The organism is Cupriavidus sp. 2KB_3, assembly GCF_052115685.1.
Taxonomy (GTDB): Bacteria; Pseudomonadota; Gammaproteobacteria; order Burkholderiales; family Burkholderiaceae; genus Cupriavidus; species Cupriavidus campinensis.
Window position 1 is genome coordinate 13,418 of the sequence record NZ_JBFRHD010000013.1, and the last position, 14,087, is coordinate 27,504.

A 14,087-nucleotide genomic window follows, 5' to 3' on the forward strand; every position below is an offset into this window, starting at 1 on the left:
GGGGTGCCCGGTTACCGCAAGGCAGGACACAAGGCAGCACAACAGGAAACCGCCATGGACCAGACATCGACCCCACCCACCCCCACCGGCACGATGACGGCGGAAGAGGAATCCCGCATGGTGGCCGCACTGGGCGAAGTATTCGACCTCGCGCGCCAGGGCGACGCGCCGGCGCTGGGTGCGCTGATCGCGCGCGGCATGCCGGCCAACCTGCGCAATGAAAAGGGCGACAGCCTGCTGATGCTGGCCGCCTACCACGGCCATGTGGAGGCGGTGCGCGCGCTGCTCCAGGCCGGCGCCTCGCCGGACCTGCGCAACGCGGCCGGCCAGACGCCGCTGGCGGGCGCCGCGTTCAAGGGCTATACAGAAGTGATTGAAGCGCTCCTTTCGCACGGCGCCGATGTGGAAGGTGCCTCGCCGGACGGCCGCACCGCGCTGATGACGGCGGCGATGTTCAATCGCACCGAAATCGTCGATCTGCTGATCGCGCATGGCGCCAACCCGGACGCGCGCGACCATCGCGGCCTCTCCGCCGCCGATGCCGCCGCCTTCATGGGCGCGGGCCGCGCGGCTACCCATCTGGGCGGGCCGCGCCACTAGGCGGCTTCGGGCAGGTCAGGTCAGCTCAGGTCACCTCGGCTCAGCCTCGGCCGACGAACGGCATCTTGGTGGCCATCACGGTCATGAACTGCACATTGGCCTCGAGCGGCAGGTTGGCCATGTGCAGGACCGAACTGGCGATATGCGCCACGTCCATCAGCGGTTCCGGGCGAATCTCGCCATTGGCCTGCGGCACGCCGCGCGCCATGCGGTTGGCCATGTCGGTGCCGGCATTGCCGATGTCGATCTGGCCGCAGGCGATGTCCCAGGCGCGGCCATCGAGCGACAGGCTCTTGGTCAGCCCCGTGATGGCGTGCTTCGTAGCCGTATAGGGCACCGTGTTCGGCCGCGGCGCGTGGGCCGAGATCGACCCGTTATTGATGATCCGCCCGCCGCGCGGGTCCTGCGACTTCATCAGCGCGAACGCACCGCGCGCGCACAGGAAGGCGCCGGTCAGGTTGGTATCGACCACGGCCTTCCACTGCTCGACCGACAGTTCATCGATGGAAATGGCCGGAGCGTTGATGCCGGCGTTGTTGAACAGCACGTCGAGCCGGCCGAAGCGCTCGCGCACCCGGGCGTAGAGCTGGTCGACCGAGGCCGGGTCGCTGACATCGCACGGCACAGCCAGTGCGGTCTGGCCGGCAGCGGCGGCCTCCGCAGCCAGCGCCTCGAGCGTGGCGGCGGTCCGGCCGGCCAGCACCACCTGGTAGCCATCGGCCAGCAGCGCCTGCGCCACGGCCTTGCCAATGCCACGGGCCGCACCCGTGACCAGCGCGACTTTGCTTCCTTGGGTCATGCCTTGGGTCATGCCTTGTCTCCTGTTTTCGCAACCGCCGATGATAGTCCGCCGCGCCTGAAAATGCCTTGGGAGCCATTCCCGGCGTCGCATTTCGATCATGATCTAAAGATATAACAACAAAGCATTTGGCCGGCGGAGCGGCTTCCCGTAGCATTCGGCAGTCTTTTCTTGCGGACAGGGCCGGTTGCGCCCGGTCCACGCGCAATTTTCTTTCAATCGCCCCCAATCATGTCTGCCGATCTTGCTCTGTCGCCCGCCGCGACGCAGGCCGCCGCCCCGGCGGCCGCGCCCGCCCGTGCGACCATCCGTTCCGCCGCCGATGTGGCCCAGCTGGTCAACCAGGGCGGCGCCGCCGTCAGCAATGCCCGGATCGTCGTGGCCATCGCGCTGGGCGGCATCTTCCTCGATGCCTATGACCTCGGCGCCCTGGCCTTCGGCCTGAAGGACGTCACCCGCGAATTCAACCTGTCGCCCGCCGGCACCGGCATGGTGGCGTCGGCCATCACGTTCGGCGCCATCGTCGGCGCGTTCCTGGGCGGCTATTTCACCGACCGCATCGGCCGCTACCGCGTGTTCATGGCCGACATGGTCTTCTTCGTCGTGGCCGCCATCGCCTGCGCGTTTGCCCCGAACGAATACGTGCTGGCCGGCGCCCGCTTCGTCATGGGGCTGGGGGTCGGCATCGACCTGCCCGTCGCCATGGCCTTCCTGGCCGAGTTCTCCAAGCTCCAGGGCAAGGGCAACAAGGCGTCCCGGGTGGCGATGTGGTGCCCCACCTGGTATGCCGCGATCTGCGTGTCCTATCTATTAGTACTGCTCTGCTACTCGGCGCTGCCGGAATCGCACAGCACCCTGCTGTGGCGCATCATCCTCGGCTTCGGCGCCGTACCGGCGCTGGTCATCATCGCCGTGCGCAGCCGCTACATGAGCGAATCGCCGGTGTGGGCCGCCAACCAGGGCGACCTGGAAGGCGCCGCCAAGATCCTGCGCCAGTCCTACGGCATCGACGCCGTGGTGGCCCCGGACGCCGTGGCCGAGCCGCCCAAGCGCCCCGCCTCGTGGCGCAACTACGGGCTGCTGCTCAAGGGCGTGTACGCGCGCCGCACGGTGCTGGCCACGGTGATGTCGATTGCCTCGTCGTTCGCCTATAACGCCGTGGCGTTCGGCCTGCCGGTGATCATCGCCAGCTTCCTGGCGCAGTCGATGCTGACCACGATCCTGGTCTCGCTGGCGCTGAACCTGCTGTTCGCCTTCGTCGGCGGCCTGATTGGCGTGCACCTGGTGCCGAAGACCGGCGCCTGGAAGCTGACCGTGACCGGCTACGCCTTCCAGCTCGCCGCGCTGATCGGCCTGGCGCTGGTCGGCAAGCCCCACGGTGCCCCCGAGGTGGTCGCCGCCATCGCCTTCCTGGCCGTGTTCCTGCTGGGCCAGGGCTTCGGCCCGGGCGCGCACACCATGACCTATGCCTCGCTGAGCTACCCGACGTCGCTGCGCGGCGTGGGCGTCGGCTTCAACCAGACGCTGATGCGCGCCAGCTCCACGGCATCGCTGTTCCTGTTCCCGGTGCTGGCCGCCGCGCTGAGCACCAAGGTGTTCTGGGTCATCGCCCTGGCCCCGCTGGCCGGCCTGATCGCCCTGCTGGCCATCCGCTGGGAACCGGCCAACTACGACGTGGACGCCGAAGACTTCTGATCCGCCGATCCGCCGATGGGGAGCCGGCAGGTTCCCCACAGGTCTGCGCCAAAAGGAAACCCCACGCTTGAGAGAGCGTGGGGTTTTTACATTTTGGACACACACCGTGGGGTGTTGCCGACAGTGGGCATAGTGGCCATTGCCCATATTCTGTACATACGACAATATGCCACCACAGCATCACTTCAAACCGGATAATTCCCAAGAAATCGCGTAAAACGCGACGCAGCGCCCCCGGACCACACGGCTAACTCGCCCAACAAGCGTATTGCCGTATATACAAATAGGGGGTAGCATTTGAAGATCGTCATCTCACCAGCCATCGCAAAGAAGCTTGTGGCAAAGCACGGCGGCATTCGCGATGCGGAGATCCGGCAAGCCTTTGCAAACCGGGTGGGTCAGATCCTCGTGGATGACCGCGAGGAACACGCCTCGGACCCGCCCACGCACTGGTTCTGCGCGAAGACGGACACTGGCCGCATGCTCAAGATCGTCTACGTCAGAAGGGACGACACTATTTTTCTCAAGACCGCGTATGAACCGGCACTGCCCACCGTGGCGTTCTACCGGCGGATGTGCCTGGCCGGGCGGTCATGAATCAACCTTTGCAACAGGAGTAGCACATGAGCAACGCCAAGAAAATTCCGGGAACTGTCGAAGCGTGGGAGCAGGGTGACCTCGGGGAGGACGAGGCACACGCCGTCGTCGCGCCCGACGAATCCGCGGCACTTGACCGGGCACTTGGCCTGCAGGCAGTGTCGATCCGCCTGCAAAAATCGCTGATCAGCGATTTCAAGTTCCTCGCCGAAGAACACGGCATGGGCTACCAGCCGCTCATGCGCGAGGCGCTGCGCCGCTTTGCGGAAGCAGAAATGAAGCGCCTCGCGGTCAAGTACGTCAACGAACGCCGGCGTGGCGCGGCCGCGCAGGGAGACAGCAAGCCCAAGCGGCCGAAGGCAGCCTGACACCCCCTAGGGAATGGGGCCGCGCGCAGGCGCACCGCCCCGCCCTGTTTTACCTACACCACCAACAACGCCCGCAACTCCCGGATATTGCCCACCTTCTCAAGGTTGTTGATCCGGTCGATCAGTTTCTCGCTTTTTGCCTTGCCCAGCACCGGCACGATCAGGTCGCGGACCTTGGCGTTGACGGCTTCCGTGCTCAGGGGGTTTTCCTTGGTGCCCGGCGGGAACTTGGTGAAGTGGCTGACGGTACGGCCGTCGGTCGTCGTGACCTCGACCACCGCGCCGCGCGGGGCGGTGGGGTCCATCAGGGCCGCGTCGGGCACTACCGTCACCTTGGCGCGTTGCGCGGCGATGGTCGGGTCGCGCATCAGGGCCACGTCGTGGCTGTCCGTGAACGACACGGCGCCCTTGACCAGCGCCAGGCCAACCAGATGCTGGCAGTTGACGTCCGGCATCGCGCTTTCGCCGACGATGCCCACCGCGTCGGTCGGCAGCTTGACCAGGATGCTGCGCACGTTGTCCGGGGTCAGGCCGTGTTGCTTGCGCAGTGTCAGCAGCGCGTCCAGCGGCGACTGGATCGGATAGCCCACCGAGAAGGTCTTGATTGCGGTCTCGGTCACGTAGAAGCGGCTGCCGAGCCCGTCCACCATGGCCTCCGGCTTCGGCGCGGTGGAGAGCGCGATGAACAGGTTGTGGGTGCCGTCGAGCACATCGGCCACGCCAGTCAGCCCCGCCTGCACCATGCCGACGGCTGTCACGCCGTTGCGCGCGCCCATGCCGGCGAAGTCGAACGCCTTTTCGATATGGTCCTTGTCCTTGACCCAGCTCCACAGCCCCGACACCTGCTGCGCCGAGTAGGAGATCGCGTAGCGCATGCCGGTCTCGTCCAGCCGCGCCAGCGACGCCGCCGCACCGAGCGCGCCGAATGTCGAAGAGGTGCCTTCGGCGCTGCGATGGGTGCCGCGCACCAGATCAGGCCCCAACGCCATCAACAGCCGGCAGCACAAGTCATAGCCGAGCGCCACCGCGCGAATGACGTCCGTGCCGCTGCGGCCTTCCTTCTCGGCCACGGCAAACGCGGCGGGCACCACCGCGCTGCCCGGATGCGCCTTGGTTACCGGCTCGAAGTCATCGGTCTCGTCGGCGTGCGCGCACATCGCGTTGGCCAGCGCGGCGTTGACGGTCGTGGTGCGGAAGGACGACCCGATAACAGACGCCTGCGCCTCGCCACCCAGCCCGCGCACGTACTTTACGGCCATCTCGCCGGGCGTCATGCGGGAGCCAGATACCATCGCGCCGATCGTATCGAGGATGCGATGCTTGCAGGCCAGCGCCACCTCGTCCGGCAGTGGCGTGTCGCGGGCCGCCACCATGTAGCGGGCCAACCGGGCGGTCACGTCGGTCTTTGCGACCTTTTCGGCAGCTTTCTTGCCGGCCTCGCCGCTCGCCACCTCCGCCGCCCGGACCAGCCCGCCCGGCGTTGCCGCCAGCGCGGCCAGCGCACCTGCGGACTGCATCACCCGCCGGCGTGCCGGCTTCTGGGGATCTGACATATCGGTCTCCTCTTGTTATATCGCGCTCTACGAACCGGCCTGCGCCTCCAGCCACGAGGCCAGCGTCCCGACCACGCCCTTGGCGAACATCGTGAACACTGGCTCGCTGACAAACCCCGCATGTGGCGTAACAACCACATCTGTACGCGCACGCAATGGATGGTCGGCGGGCACCGGCTCCACGTCGAATACGTCCAGCGCCGCCATGGCCGGGCGATGGCGGTCCAGCGCGCGTGGCAGCGCGTCCATGTCGATCAGGGCCGAGCGGGAGGTGTTGACCAGCAGCGCGTCGGCCCGCATCAGCGCCAGCCGCTCGGCGTTGATCAGCCGCGTGGTTTCCGCCGTCGGCACCAGATGCAGGCTGACCACGCGCGAGGTGGAGAGCAGCGCCTCCAGGCTCACCGCGGTCACGCCTTCCGCCGCCGCGCGCTCGGGCGTCATGCGCGGGCTCCACGTCACCACTTCCATGCCGAGCGCCTTGCCGACGCGCGCCACGCGCTTGCCGATCTCGCCCAGCCCGATCAGGCCCAGCCGCTCGCCGTGCAGTACGCCGGGCAGCGGCAGCGCCTCCGCAGGCCGCCAGCCGCCGAGCCGCATCGTCGCCATCTGCATCTCCAGCTGGCGCGTGGCCGCCAGGATCAGCGCCCACGTCATCTCGCAGGTGCTCTCCTTGGACGGCCCCCATTCCGTATTGGCGACGGGGATGCCGCGCGCGCGCAGCGCTTCCACGTCGAGCGTGGTGTTGCGCGTGCCGGTGAAGACCACGTAGCGCAGCCGCTCGGCCAGCCGCAGCGTGGCGGCGTCCAGCGGCGTGCGGTCGCGCACCAACACCAGCACGTCCGCCTCGCGCAGTACGGCGGCCAGCGCGTCCCCGCGCAGCGGGGCGTGGTGGAAGGCCACGTCCGCCTGCGCCTGGATGGCCGACCAGTCCGCCAGCCGGGTCAGGGCGCGCTCGTAGTCGCCCAGTACCGCAATCCGGGGCCGCGCCATGTTACGGACGCGCCAGCGCGGTGATGGTGCCGACGTTGGCCGTATCGCCCAGCTTCCAGCAGGCATCGATCAGCTTGCCCACCTGCGCCGCGCCGAGCACCGGGTCCGCCAGCGCGTGAAACTTGGCGTTCAGGTTGGCATCGGTCATCGGGCGTTGCAGCGAGCCGATGGCGTGCTCCACCGTCACCGCGATCTCACGGCCGTTCTTGAGCACGGCCTTGACGATGGAAGCCGCCTCGTCGACGTTCGCGTCGGCCGTCGCCACCACCTTGCGGCGCAGCGCCACCACGTCCTCGCGGGTGACGATGTGGTCCGAAAACTCTTCCTCGCCGGCGCGGCCGAAGATCAGGCCCGCCGCGCAGCCGTGGTAGACGCTGAACTTGGCGAGCAGGCCGTCGCTCGGCTCCTTCTTGCCGGTCAGCTCCAGCACCAGCGGGTGCACACGCAGCTCGATCCGCTCCACGTCCTCGGCCTTCACGCCCTGCTCGCGCAGCTGCACGCAGGCATCGATGCTGGGGTGGATCACGATGCCGCAGGCAAACGGCTTGTAAGTGTTGAACGAGATCTCGAAGCGGCTGCCCAGCTCGTCGGTAATCTCGTTCCAGTCGGTCTTAGCCGAAATCACCTGCATGAAGCCGCGCGGTGCCTCCAGCGCGCGGGCGCTCGAGGTGTAGCCGTGCCGCGCCATCAGCGCCGACATCAGCCCGGCGCGCGCCGCGCCGCCCGGGTGGAACGGCTTGGTCATGGTGCCGAACTGCTCGCGCAGGCCCACCGGCTGGGAAGCGGCGATGCCCAGCGCCATCGTCGTGCGGTCCTCGTCCAGGCCGAGCAGGCGCGAGCAGGCTGCCGCCGCGCCCAGCATGCCGGTGGAACCGGTGATGTGCCAGCCACGGTCGTAGTGGTCCGGATACATGGCGTTGCCCACGCGGCAGGCCACGTCGATGCCCAGCACCACGGCATCGGTCACGGCGCGGCCGCTGGCGCCGGTGTGCTCGGCCAGCGCCAGCACCGCGGACGCCACCGGGCCGGCCGGGTGGATGATGGTCTTCAGGTGCGTATCGTCGAAATCGAACGTATGCGAGGTAATGCCATTCACCAGGGCGGCACTGGCCATGTCCACCTTGTCCCGGCGGCCCAGCACCGTAGCCTGCGGCGCCGGCTGGAGTTCCGCCACAGCGGCCAGCGCGGCCACGGCGGACTCATGCCCGGCCGCGCCCACGGCGCAGCCCAGCCAGTTCATGAAGGTGCGATGGGCTTCGTGGTCCACCTCGCGGCTCCAGCCTTGCGACGGATGCGTGGCCACGAACTTGCCGAGGATGCGCGTGACCGGCGGGGCGTTGTGATCGGCGGCGACATGGGTATTGCGTGCCATGGGATAGGGGTCCTTGTTCAGTGAATCGAAAGATCGAAAATGGGGGCTGGCGGGCGGGCAGCCAGCGAGCCGGTCAGGTATCGAGATGGATGCCGCGCTCCTTGGCGAGCTTGCTCCAGCGGTTGACCTCGTCCGCGATATAGCGGCGGAACTGGTCGGGCGTCATCGGCGTGGGCTGGAGCGCCTCCGAGGACAGCTTGTCAGCCAGGTCCGGGCTCTTGAGCACAGTGTTGAGCGAGCTGTTGAGCCTGGCGACGACATCGGCAGGCATGCCAGCCGGGCCGACCACGCCGTACCACTGCTGGGCGTCGAAGCCCTTGAGGCCGGCTTCCTCCAGCGTCGGCACGTCCTTGAGCAGCGGGTGGCGCGCATGGCCGGTCACGGCCAGCGGCTTCACGTGGCCCGAGCGGATATGCGGCAGCGCGGCGGAGAGCCCCGGGAACATGGCCTGCGTCTGGCCGCCAATCAGGTCGTTGAACGCCGGGGCGATGCCCCGGTACGCCGCATGCGTCATCTTCACGTTGACCTGCTGGGCGAACAGCTCCATCGACAGGTGCGTGAGCGAACCCGGCCCGGCCGAGCCATAGGCCACCGCGCCGGACTTCTTCGCATAAGCGATGAACTCGGCCAGCGTGCCCGCCGGCACGCCAGCGCCAACCACCAGCACATTGGGCGTGCCGCCGATCATGCCGATGGCGGTGAAGTCCTTGAGCGGGTCGTAGGGCACCTTGCGGGTGGCGGGATTGGTACCGTGCGTGGCCACATAGCCCTGCATCAGGCTGTAGCCGTCCGGGGTGGCCTTGGCGGTCATCTGGCAGGCAATCACCCCGCCTCCGCCGGCCTGGTTCTCGACCACGATGGACTGGCCGAGCACGCGGCCCCAGCGGTCCGCCACGGTGCGGCCGATCAGGTCCGAGCCGCCGCCGGCCGAGACCGGCACCACGTAGCGCAGCGGCTTGTTGGGAAACGGGTCTTGCGCCTCGGCAAAGCCGGGCAGGGCGAGCAGCATCGCGCCAGCCTTGAGCAGGCTGCGGCGGGTGGCATTCATGTCTCCTCCACTTGCATGGCACCGCGGGAAGCGTCCCGGGTGCTTTTTTTTCGGGATGGTGCCGATGGCCGGCGGGGCCGGCTCTGGGCTGAACGCATCATGGACGCCCGCCGCCCGTCTGTGAATTGCAAATTTCCTCTCAATTGATGCATGACATGCATCAATGCGGCGGCGTCATGGTGCGCCCCGAGTTGACACAGGTCGGCGGCCTGCGAATACTCCACCTCGCCAGCCCGCGCCCCGGTTCATGGGTGGCAGGGTTCGAGACGTCATTCACCGCTGTCACACATCCAAGCAAGGACGACCATGAAAAGACTCCGCACGCTCCTCTGTGCCGCCGTGGTGGCGGGACTCGCCGGTTGCGCATCGACCCTCTCCGGTACTGGGGCCGACGCGCCCAAACCCACCGCGCCGGGGCAGATCGCCGCCGGCAAGACCGAAGTGCTCTGGCTCGGCCAGTCCGCCATGCGCATCACCACGCCGGGCGGCAAGGTCATCATGATTGACCCCTGGCTGACCGGGAACCCCAAGACGCCGGCCAACTTCAAGCAGCTGGGCGCGCTCGGCAAGGTGGACCTGATCCTGGTCACCCACGCCCACGGCGACCACCTCGGCGACGCCGCGGCGCTGGCGCAGCTCAACAACGCGCCCATCTGGAACGGCGGCGGCATGGGCCAGACCCTGGTTGCGCTGGGCATGGTGCCGGCAACGCTGTCACAACGCTTCAACAAGAGCGGCACGGTGGCGCCGTTCGGGCCGCAGGGGCCGAAGATCACCGCCGTCCACGCCGAGCACTCGTCCGAACTGGTCTGGAAGAACCCGGCCACGAACAAGGATGAAGTGCACTACGGCGGCGAGCCGGTCGGCTACATCATCGAGATGGAAAACGGCTTCAAGGTCTGGCACATGGGCGATACCGGCCTGTACGGCGACATGCGCATGATTGGCGAGATGATCAAGCCGGACCTCGTGCTGATTCCGATTGGCGGGCACTTCACGATGGGGCCGAAAGACGCCGCCGTGGCCGTGCGCGACATGATCAAGCCGAAATACGCGATCCCGATGCACTACCTGACCACGCCGCAGTTGGCCGGCACGCCGGCCCAGTTCACGGCCGCGCTGGGGGTCACGGGTACGCAGGTAATCGTGCCGGAACCGGGCCAGAAGGTGGACTTCTGATGAACCGGAAGCGACGCCTGATCGGAACCGCCGGCACCGCAGGCGCGGTGGCCATCGCGTTGGCGTTGTCCGGCTGTGCCGCGCCGGGAGCCACAGGCAATCCCGATGCACGCGCCGCCGCCGCGGAACTGGGCGGCACCGGCAAGCTGCGCGCCGCCATCAATCTCGGCAACCCGATCCTGGCGGGCCGGGCGGCAAACGGCGATCTCCAGGGCGTGTCCGTGGACCTGGCCCGCGAGGCCGCGCGCCGGCTGAACCTGCCGCTGGAACTGGTGGCGTTCCAGTCGGCGGGCAGCGTGGTGGAGGCGGTGAAGGCGCGGCAGGTCGATCTGGCCTTCGTCGCCATCGACCCGGTGCGCGCGGCGGACATGGAATACACCGCGCCGTACGTGATCATCGAAGGCGCCTACCTCGTGCGTAACGACGCCGCGCTGCAGCGTAACGAGGAGGTAGACCGCCCCGGCACGCGCATCGTGGTGGGCCGGGGCAGCGCCTACGACCTGTTCCTCACGCGCGAGATCAAGGCGGCCACGCTGGTGCGCGCGCCCACCTCCCCCGCCGTGACAGACATGTTCCTGGCCGAGCGGCTCGACGTGGCGGCCGGCGTGAAGCAGCAGCTGGAGGACGATGCGCGCCGCGTGGGCGGCGTGCGGCTGCTGCCGGGCCGCTTCATGGTCATCGAGCAGGCCATGGGCGTGCCCAGGGGCCGCACCGCCGCCCGCGCGTGGCTGAGCGGCTTTATCGAGGAGATGAAGGCCAGCGGTTTCGTGGCGGCTGCGCTGCAACGGCACCGCATCGAAGGAGCGGGCGTGGCGCCGCCCGCGCGGCAGCCCTGACGCGATGGCTATCGCTATGACTATCCCTATGGCTATCGGCCTTAGTCGATTCCCCACATAATTCCCCGACTTCTGCCACCGCCCTTTTCCCTTCCCATGACCCAGCCCGAGAATCCCGAACACCCGCTCCAGGCCGCCTTCCTGCGCCACGAACAGTCGCTGGCCCCGGCCGGGCGCATGGTCGGCGAGGACGACAGCGCCGTGTACCGCACGCTGCTGGAGTCCACCAAGGCCATTCCGTGGAAGATCGACTGGGCGACCATGGCATTCGCCTATATCGGTCCGCAGATCGAGGCGCTGCTCGGCTGGGCGCCGTCGTCGTGGAAGACCGTCAACGACTGGGCCGACCGCATGCACCCGGACGACCGCGAGGCTGTGGTGAACTTCTGCGTGGCGCAGTCGCAGGCGGGCACCGACCACGAGGCCGACTACCGCGCGCTCACCCGTGACGGCGGCTATGTCTGGCTGCGGGACGTGGTCCATGTGGTGCGCAAGCCCAACGGCGAGGTGGAGTCGCTGATCGGCTTCATGTTCGACATCAGCGAACGCAAGCGCACCGAGGAACAGCTCGCCCAGTTGCAGAAGGAGCTGGAGCGGCTCTCGTTCACGGACGGGCTGACCGGCGTGGGCAACCGCCGCATGTTCGACACCGTGGTCGAACGTGAATGGGCCGCCTTGCAGGACGCCGGCAAGCCGCTGTCGCTGATCCTCATGGATGTGGATTTCTTCAAGGCCTACAACGACTACTACGGCCACCTGCAGGGCGATGACTGCCTGCGCAAAGTGGCGGCGCTGCTGGCCGAGGCGGTGGGCGCCGAGCATTTCGTGGGTCGCTTTGGCGGCGAGGAGTTCGTCGCGGTGCTGCCCGGCATCGACGCGGACGCAGCCGTGGCAATTGCCGAGCGCTGCCGCACGAGAATCGCCGACGCGGCCATCCCGCACCTGCGCTCCCCCTACGAGCAGCGCGTGACGGCCAGCTTCGGCGTGGGCACCACCCTGCCCGTGCCGGGCGCGGAGCCCACCGCCTTCATCAACCTTGTGGACGCGCAGTTGTATCACGCCAAGGACAATGGCCGGAACCGCATCGCCGCCGTGGATCGGGCCGGCATGCAGGGCGAAGGCTTCCGGACGCACTCGCGCTGAACCCGGCCTGATCTACCCCCCCGCGGGGTCAGCGATCAGGTGTTGGCGCGCTGCCATCGGCCCGCGCCGCACCTGTTGGCCGGCACCCGCCAGCGTGGCCCCCGAACAGGGGGTTTTGCGCCAGCCACGGCACATTCGGGCGAGATTTTCGATTGGCACGGCCCCTGCGTAGGAAGGGAGGAACGCGCGATTGCGTTCCTGGCCCTTCCTACCCTGTCCCAATCGGAGTTCGACCCATGTCTTACCGCTTTCTTCCCTTCGTTATCGGCGTCGCCATCGCAGCCGCCCTTGCCGCCCAGCTTGCCCAGGCCGCCAACCCGCGTGACAGCCAGTTCGCTGGCGACAAGTACGGCTACAACTTCCGCGTCGACGCGCGCGATGTCTACAGCGACGGCGCCCGTGGCCGCTTCGACGTCTACAGCGACGGTGCCCGCGACGTGACCCCGCCCTCGCGCGACCAGGACAACTCGCGTTTCCTGTCGGGCATGGACCGCCGTGGCGTCTCCGCCGAGCCGTCACGCCAGTTCGACGTCTACACGGACGGCGGGCTGGCCTGACCTGCCCCCCGCCTGCGTCGGCGGTTTGCGTGACTTGCGTGATAGTGTGCCGTCCATGACCCATTTCCTGGCGGAGCCGGATGGACGCACTGATTACCGCCGCCGCGCGTGCGCTGGCGGCGGGTGACCCGCTCGGCGCGCTGAACCGCGTGGCCCTGCGCGAGGACGCGCCGGCGCTGGCATTGCGCGGCATTGCCATGGCCCAGCTTGGCGATCTCGCGCGCGCCCGGCTGCTGGTACGCCGCGCCGCCCGCGCCTTTGGCCAGAAAGAGGCCGTGGCCCGGGCGCGCTGCGTGGTGGCCGAGGCCGAGATCGCGCTGGTTTCGCGTGATCTCGGCTGGCCGGCCAAGGCGCTTGGCGCCGCACACGCCACGCTGGCGGCGCACGGCGACCTCGCCAACGCCGCCCACGCCCGGCAGCTCGAAGTCCGCCATTTCCTGCTGATTGGCCGGCTCGACGCGGCCGAAGACGCGCTCGCCACGCTCGATCCCACCCCCTTCCCGCCTGCCTCGCGCGCCGCGCACGAGCTGATCGTGGCCGGCATCGCCCTGCGCCGGCTGCGCACCCAGGCCGCGCGCGAAGCCCTCGCCCGGGCCAGCCGCGCTGCGCACCAGGCCGCCATTCCCGGGCTCTTGGCCGAGGTCGAGCAGGCCGTCCGGCTGCTCGACGCCCCCGCCGCCCGGCAGATCGCGCCGGACGGGGACCGGCTGCTGCGGCTCGCCGAGGTAGAGGCGCTGCTGGCCTCCAACGCGCTGGTGATCGATGGCTGCCGCCATGTCGTGCAGGCCGGCGGCACGGCCATCTCGCTGGCGCGGCGGCCGGTGCTGCTGACGCTGGCGCGGGCCCTTGGCGAGGCCTGGCCGGCCGATGTGCCCCGGGACACCCTGATCGCCCGCGCCTTTCGCACCCGCCATATCGACGGCTCCCACCGCGCGCGGCTGCGCGTGGAGATCGGCCGGCTGCGCGCGATGCTGGGCGCGCTGGCACGGGTGGAGGCCACGCCGGACGGCTTCGCGCTGGTACCGCGGGTACCACCGGTGTCGCTGGTGTCGCTGGTGTCGCCCCCCGCCCAGCCGGTGGTGGTGCTGGCGCGCCCGGTCGAGGAAAAGCACGGCGCCGTGCTGGCCTTGCTGGGCGATGGCGAGTCGTGGTCCAGTTCCGCCCTCGCCCTGGCGCTGGGCGCCAGCCAGCGCACCGCCCAGCGTGCGCTGGACGCGCTGGCCGCCGATGGCAAGGTGCAGGCGTTCGGCCGGGGCCGCGCCCGGCGCTGGCTGAGCACCCCCGTGCCCGGATTCACGACGACCTTGTTACTCCCCACGCCGCTGCCGAATCACTAGGATGAAGGCATGT

14 protein-coding genes are annotated in these 14,087 nt (G+C 68.7%); 9 read left to right on the top strand and 5 right to left on the bottom strand.

Annotated features, from left to right (window positions below; genetic code table 11):
- The first annotated feature begins 93 nt into the window (after positions 1–93).
- Positions 94–600 (top strand): ankyrin repeat domain-containing protein, encoded by a 507-nt coding sequence (locus tag AB4120_RS15235; RefSeq protein ID WP_149139328.1) that lies wholly within the window; start codon positions 94–96, stop codon positions 598–600.
- A gap of 40 nt (positions 601–640) precedes the next feature.
- Here AB4120_RS15235 and AB4120_RS15240 read toward each other — a convergent pair whose 3' ends face one another.
- Complete coding sequence (locus tag AB4120_RS15240; protein WP_149139329.1) at positions 641–1,399, bottom strand: SDR family oxidoreductase; 759 nt, start codon at positions 1,397–1,399, stop codon at positions 641–643.
- A 231-nt stretch (positions 1,400–1,630) separates the two neighbouring features.
- Here AB4120_RS15240 and AB4120_RS15245 point away from each other — a divergent pair, with 231 nt between their 5' ends.
- From AB4120_RS15245 to AB4120_RS15255, 3 genes are all read left to right on the top strand, one after another.
- Positions 1,631–3,094: an MFS transporter gene (locus AB4120_RS15245; RefSeq protein ID WP_149138382.1), complete on the top strand. Its 1,464-nt coding sequence runs from the start codon at positions 1,631–1,633 to the stop codon at positions 3,092–3,094.
- A 297-nt stretch (positions 3,095–3,391) separates the two neighbouring features.
- Entirely contained in the window at positions 3,392–3,691 is a 300-nt protein-coding gene (locus AB4120_RS15250; RefSeq protein WP_149138383.1) for a DUF4258 domain-containing protein, read from the top strand.
- Positions 3,692–3,717: 26 nt separating this feature from the next.
- Positions 3,718–4,059, top strand: a complete 342-nt coding sequence (locus tag AB4120_RS15255; protein WP_149138384.1) for a hypothetical protein — start codon at positions 3,718–3,720, stop codon at positions 4,057–4,059.
- Positions 4,060–4,112: 53 nt separating this feature from the next.
- Here the strand turns inward: AB4120_RS15255 and AB4120_RS15260 are convergent, their stop codons facing one another.
- From AB4120_RS15260 to AB4120_RS15275, 4 genes are all read right to left on the bottom strand, one after another.
- Complete coding sequence (locus tag AB4120_RS15260; RefSeq protein ID WP_441642542.1) at positions 4,113–5,612, bottom strand: MmgE/PrpD family protein; 1,500 nt, start codon at positions 5,610–5,612, stop codon at positions 4,113–4,115.
- 27 nt (positions 5,613–5,639) lie between these two features.
- Positions 5,640–6,602 carry a D-2-hydroxyacid dehydrogenase family protein gene (locus AB4120_RS15265; protein WP_149138385.1) on the bottom strand — a complete coding sequence of 321 codons (963 nt, stop codon included), beginning with the start codon at positions 6,600–6,602 and terminating at the stop codon, positions 5,640–5,642.
- 1 nt (position 6,603) lies between these two features.
- Positions 6,604–7,974 carry an MmgE/PrpD family protein gene (locus tag AB4120_RS15270; RefSeq protein WP_149138386.1) on the bottom strand — a complete coding sequence of 457 codons (1,371 nt, stop codon included), beginning with the start codon at positions 7,972–7,974 and terminating at the stop codon, positions 6,604–6,606.
- 73 nt (positions 7,975–8,047) lie between these two features.
- Complete coding sequence (locus AB4120_RS15275; protein WP_149138387.1) at positions 8,048–9,022, bottom strand: Bug family tripartite tricarboxylate transporter substrate binding protein; 975 nt, start codon at positions 9,020–9,022, stop codon at positions 8,048–8,050.
- A gap of 306 nt (positions 9,023–9,328) precedes the next feature.
- On the opposite strand from AB4120_RS15275, the gene AB4120_RS15280 reads away from it, so the two are divergent.
- The 5 genes from AB4120_RS15280 (at position 9,329) to AB4120_RS15300 (ending at position 14,074) form a co-directional block, all read left to right on the top strand.
- A complete protein-coding gene (locus tag AB4120_RS15280) occupies positions 9,329–10,201 on the top strand; it encodes a metal-dependent hydrolase (RefSeq protein WP_149138388.1) in 873 nt (290 codons plus the stop codon).
- A complete protein-coding gene (locus tag AB4120_RS15285; protein WP_149138389.1) occupies positions 10,201–11,037 on the top strand; it encodes an ABC transporter substrate-binding protein in 837 nt (278 codons plus the stop codon). The genes AB4120_RS15280 and AB4120_RS15285 overlap by 1 nt, the downstream gene beginning before the upstream one ends.
- Positions 11,038–11,133: 96 nt before the next feature.
- Positions 11,134–12,180 carry a GGDEF domain-containing protein gene (locus AB4120_RS15290; RefSeq protein ID WP_441642543.1) on the top strand — a complete coding sequence of 349 codons (1,047 nt, stop codon included), beginning with the start codon at positions 11,134–11,136 and terminating at the stop codon, positions 12,178–12,180.
- Between the two features lie 236 nt (positions 12,181–12,416).
- Positions 12,417–12,737 carry a hypothetical protein gene (locus AB4120_RS15295; RefSeq protein WP_149138390.1) on the top strand — a complete coding sequence of 107 codons (321 nt, stop codon included), beginning with the start codon at positions 12,417–12,419 and terminating at the stop codon, positions 12,735–12,737.
- An 80-nt stretch (positions 12,738–12,817) separates the two neighbouring features.
- Complete coding sequence (locus AB4120_RS15300; protein ID WP_149138391.1) at positions 12,818–14,074, top strand: helix-turn-helix domain-containing protein; 1,257 nt, start codon at positions 12,818–12,820, stop codon at positions 14,072–14,074.
- Positions 14,075–14,087 lie beyond the last annotated feature (13 nt).

Excerpts from the sequence above, each read along its gene's own strand:
- AB4120_RS15235 (WP_149139328.1), top strand. The coding sequence starts at position 94 with ATGACGGCGGAAGAGGAATCCCGCATGGTGGCCGCACTGGGCGAAGTA.
- AB4120_RS15240 (WP_149139329.1), bottom strand. The coding sequence starts at position 1,399 with ATGACCCAAGGAAGCAAAGTCGCGCTGGTCACGGGTGCGGCCCGTGGC.
- AB4120_RS15245 (WP_149138382.1), top strand. The coding sequence starts at position 1,631 with ATGTCTGCCGATCTTGCTCTGTCGCCCGCCGCGACGCAGGCCGCCGCC.
- AB4120_RS15255 (WP_149138384.1), top strand. The coding sequence starts at position 3,718 with ATGAGCAACGCCAAGAAAATTCCGGGAACTGTCGAAGCGTGGGAGCAG.
- AB4120_RS15260 (WP_441642542.1), bottom strand. The coding sequence starts at position 5,612 with ATGTCAGATCCCCAGAAGCCGGCACGCCGGCGGGTGATGCAGTCCGCA.
- AB4120_RS15265 (WP_149138385.1), bottom strand. The coding sequence starts at position 6,602 with ATGGCGCGGCCCCGGATTGCGGTACTGGGCGACTACGAGCGCGCCCTG.
- AB4120_RS15270 (WP_149138386.1), bottom strand. The coding sequence starts at position 7,974 with ATGGCACGCAATACCCATGTCGCCGCCGATCACAACGCCCCGCCGGTC.
- AB4120_RS15275 (WP_149138387.1), bottom strand. The coding sequence starts at position 9,022 with ATGAATGCCACCCGCCGCAGCCTGCTCAAGGCTGGCGCGATGCTGCTC.
- AB4120_RS15280 (WP_149138388.1), top strand. The coding sequence starts at position 9,329 with ATGAAAAGACTCCGCACGCTCCTCTGTGCCGCCGTGGTGGCGGGACTC.
- AB4120_RS15285 (WP_149138389.1), top strand. The coding sequence starts at position 10,201 with ATGAACCGGAAGCGACGCCTGATCGGAACCGCCGGCACCGCAGGCGCG.
- AB4120_RS15290 (WP_441642543.1), top strand. The coding sequence starts at position 11,134 with ATGACCCAGCCCGAGAATCCCGAACACCCGCTCCAGGCCGCCTTCCTG.
- AB4120_RS15295 (WP_149138390.1), top strand. The coding sequence starts at position 12,417 with ATGTCTTACCGCTTTCTTCCCTTCGTTATCGGCGTCGCCATCGCAGCC.
- AB4120_RS15300 (WP_149138391.1), top strand. The coding sequence starts at position 12,818 with ATGGACGCACTGATTACCGCCGCCGCGCGTGCGCTGGCGGCGGGTGAC.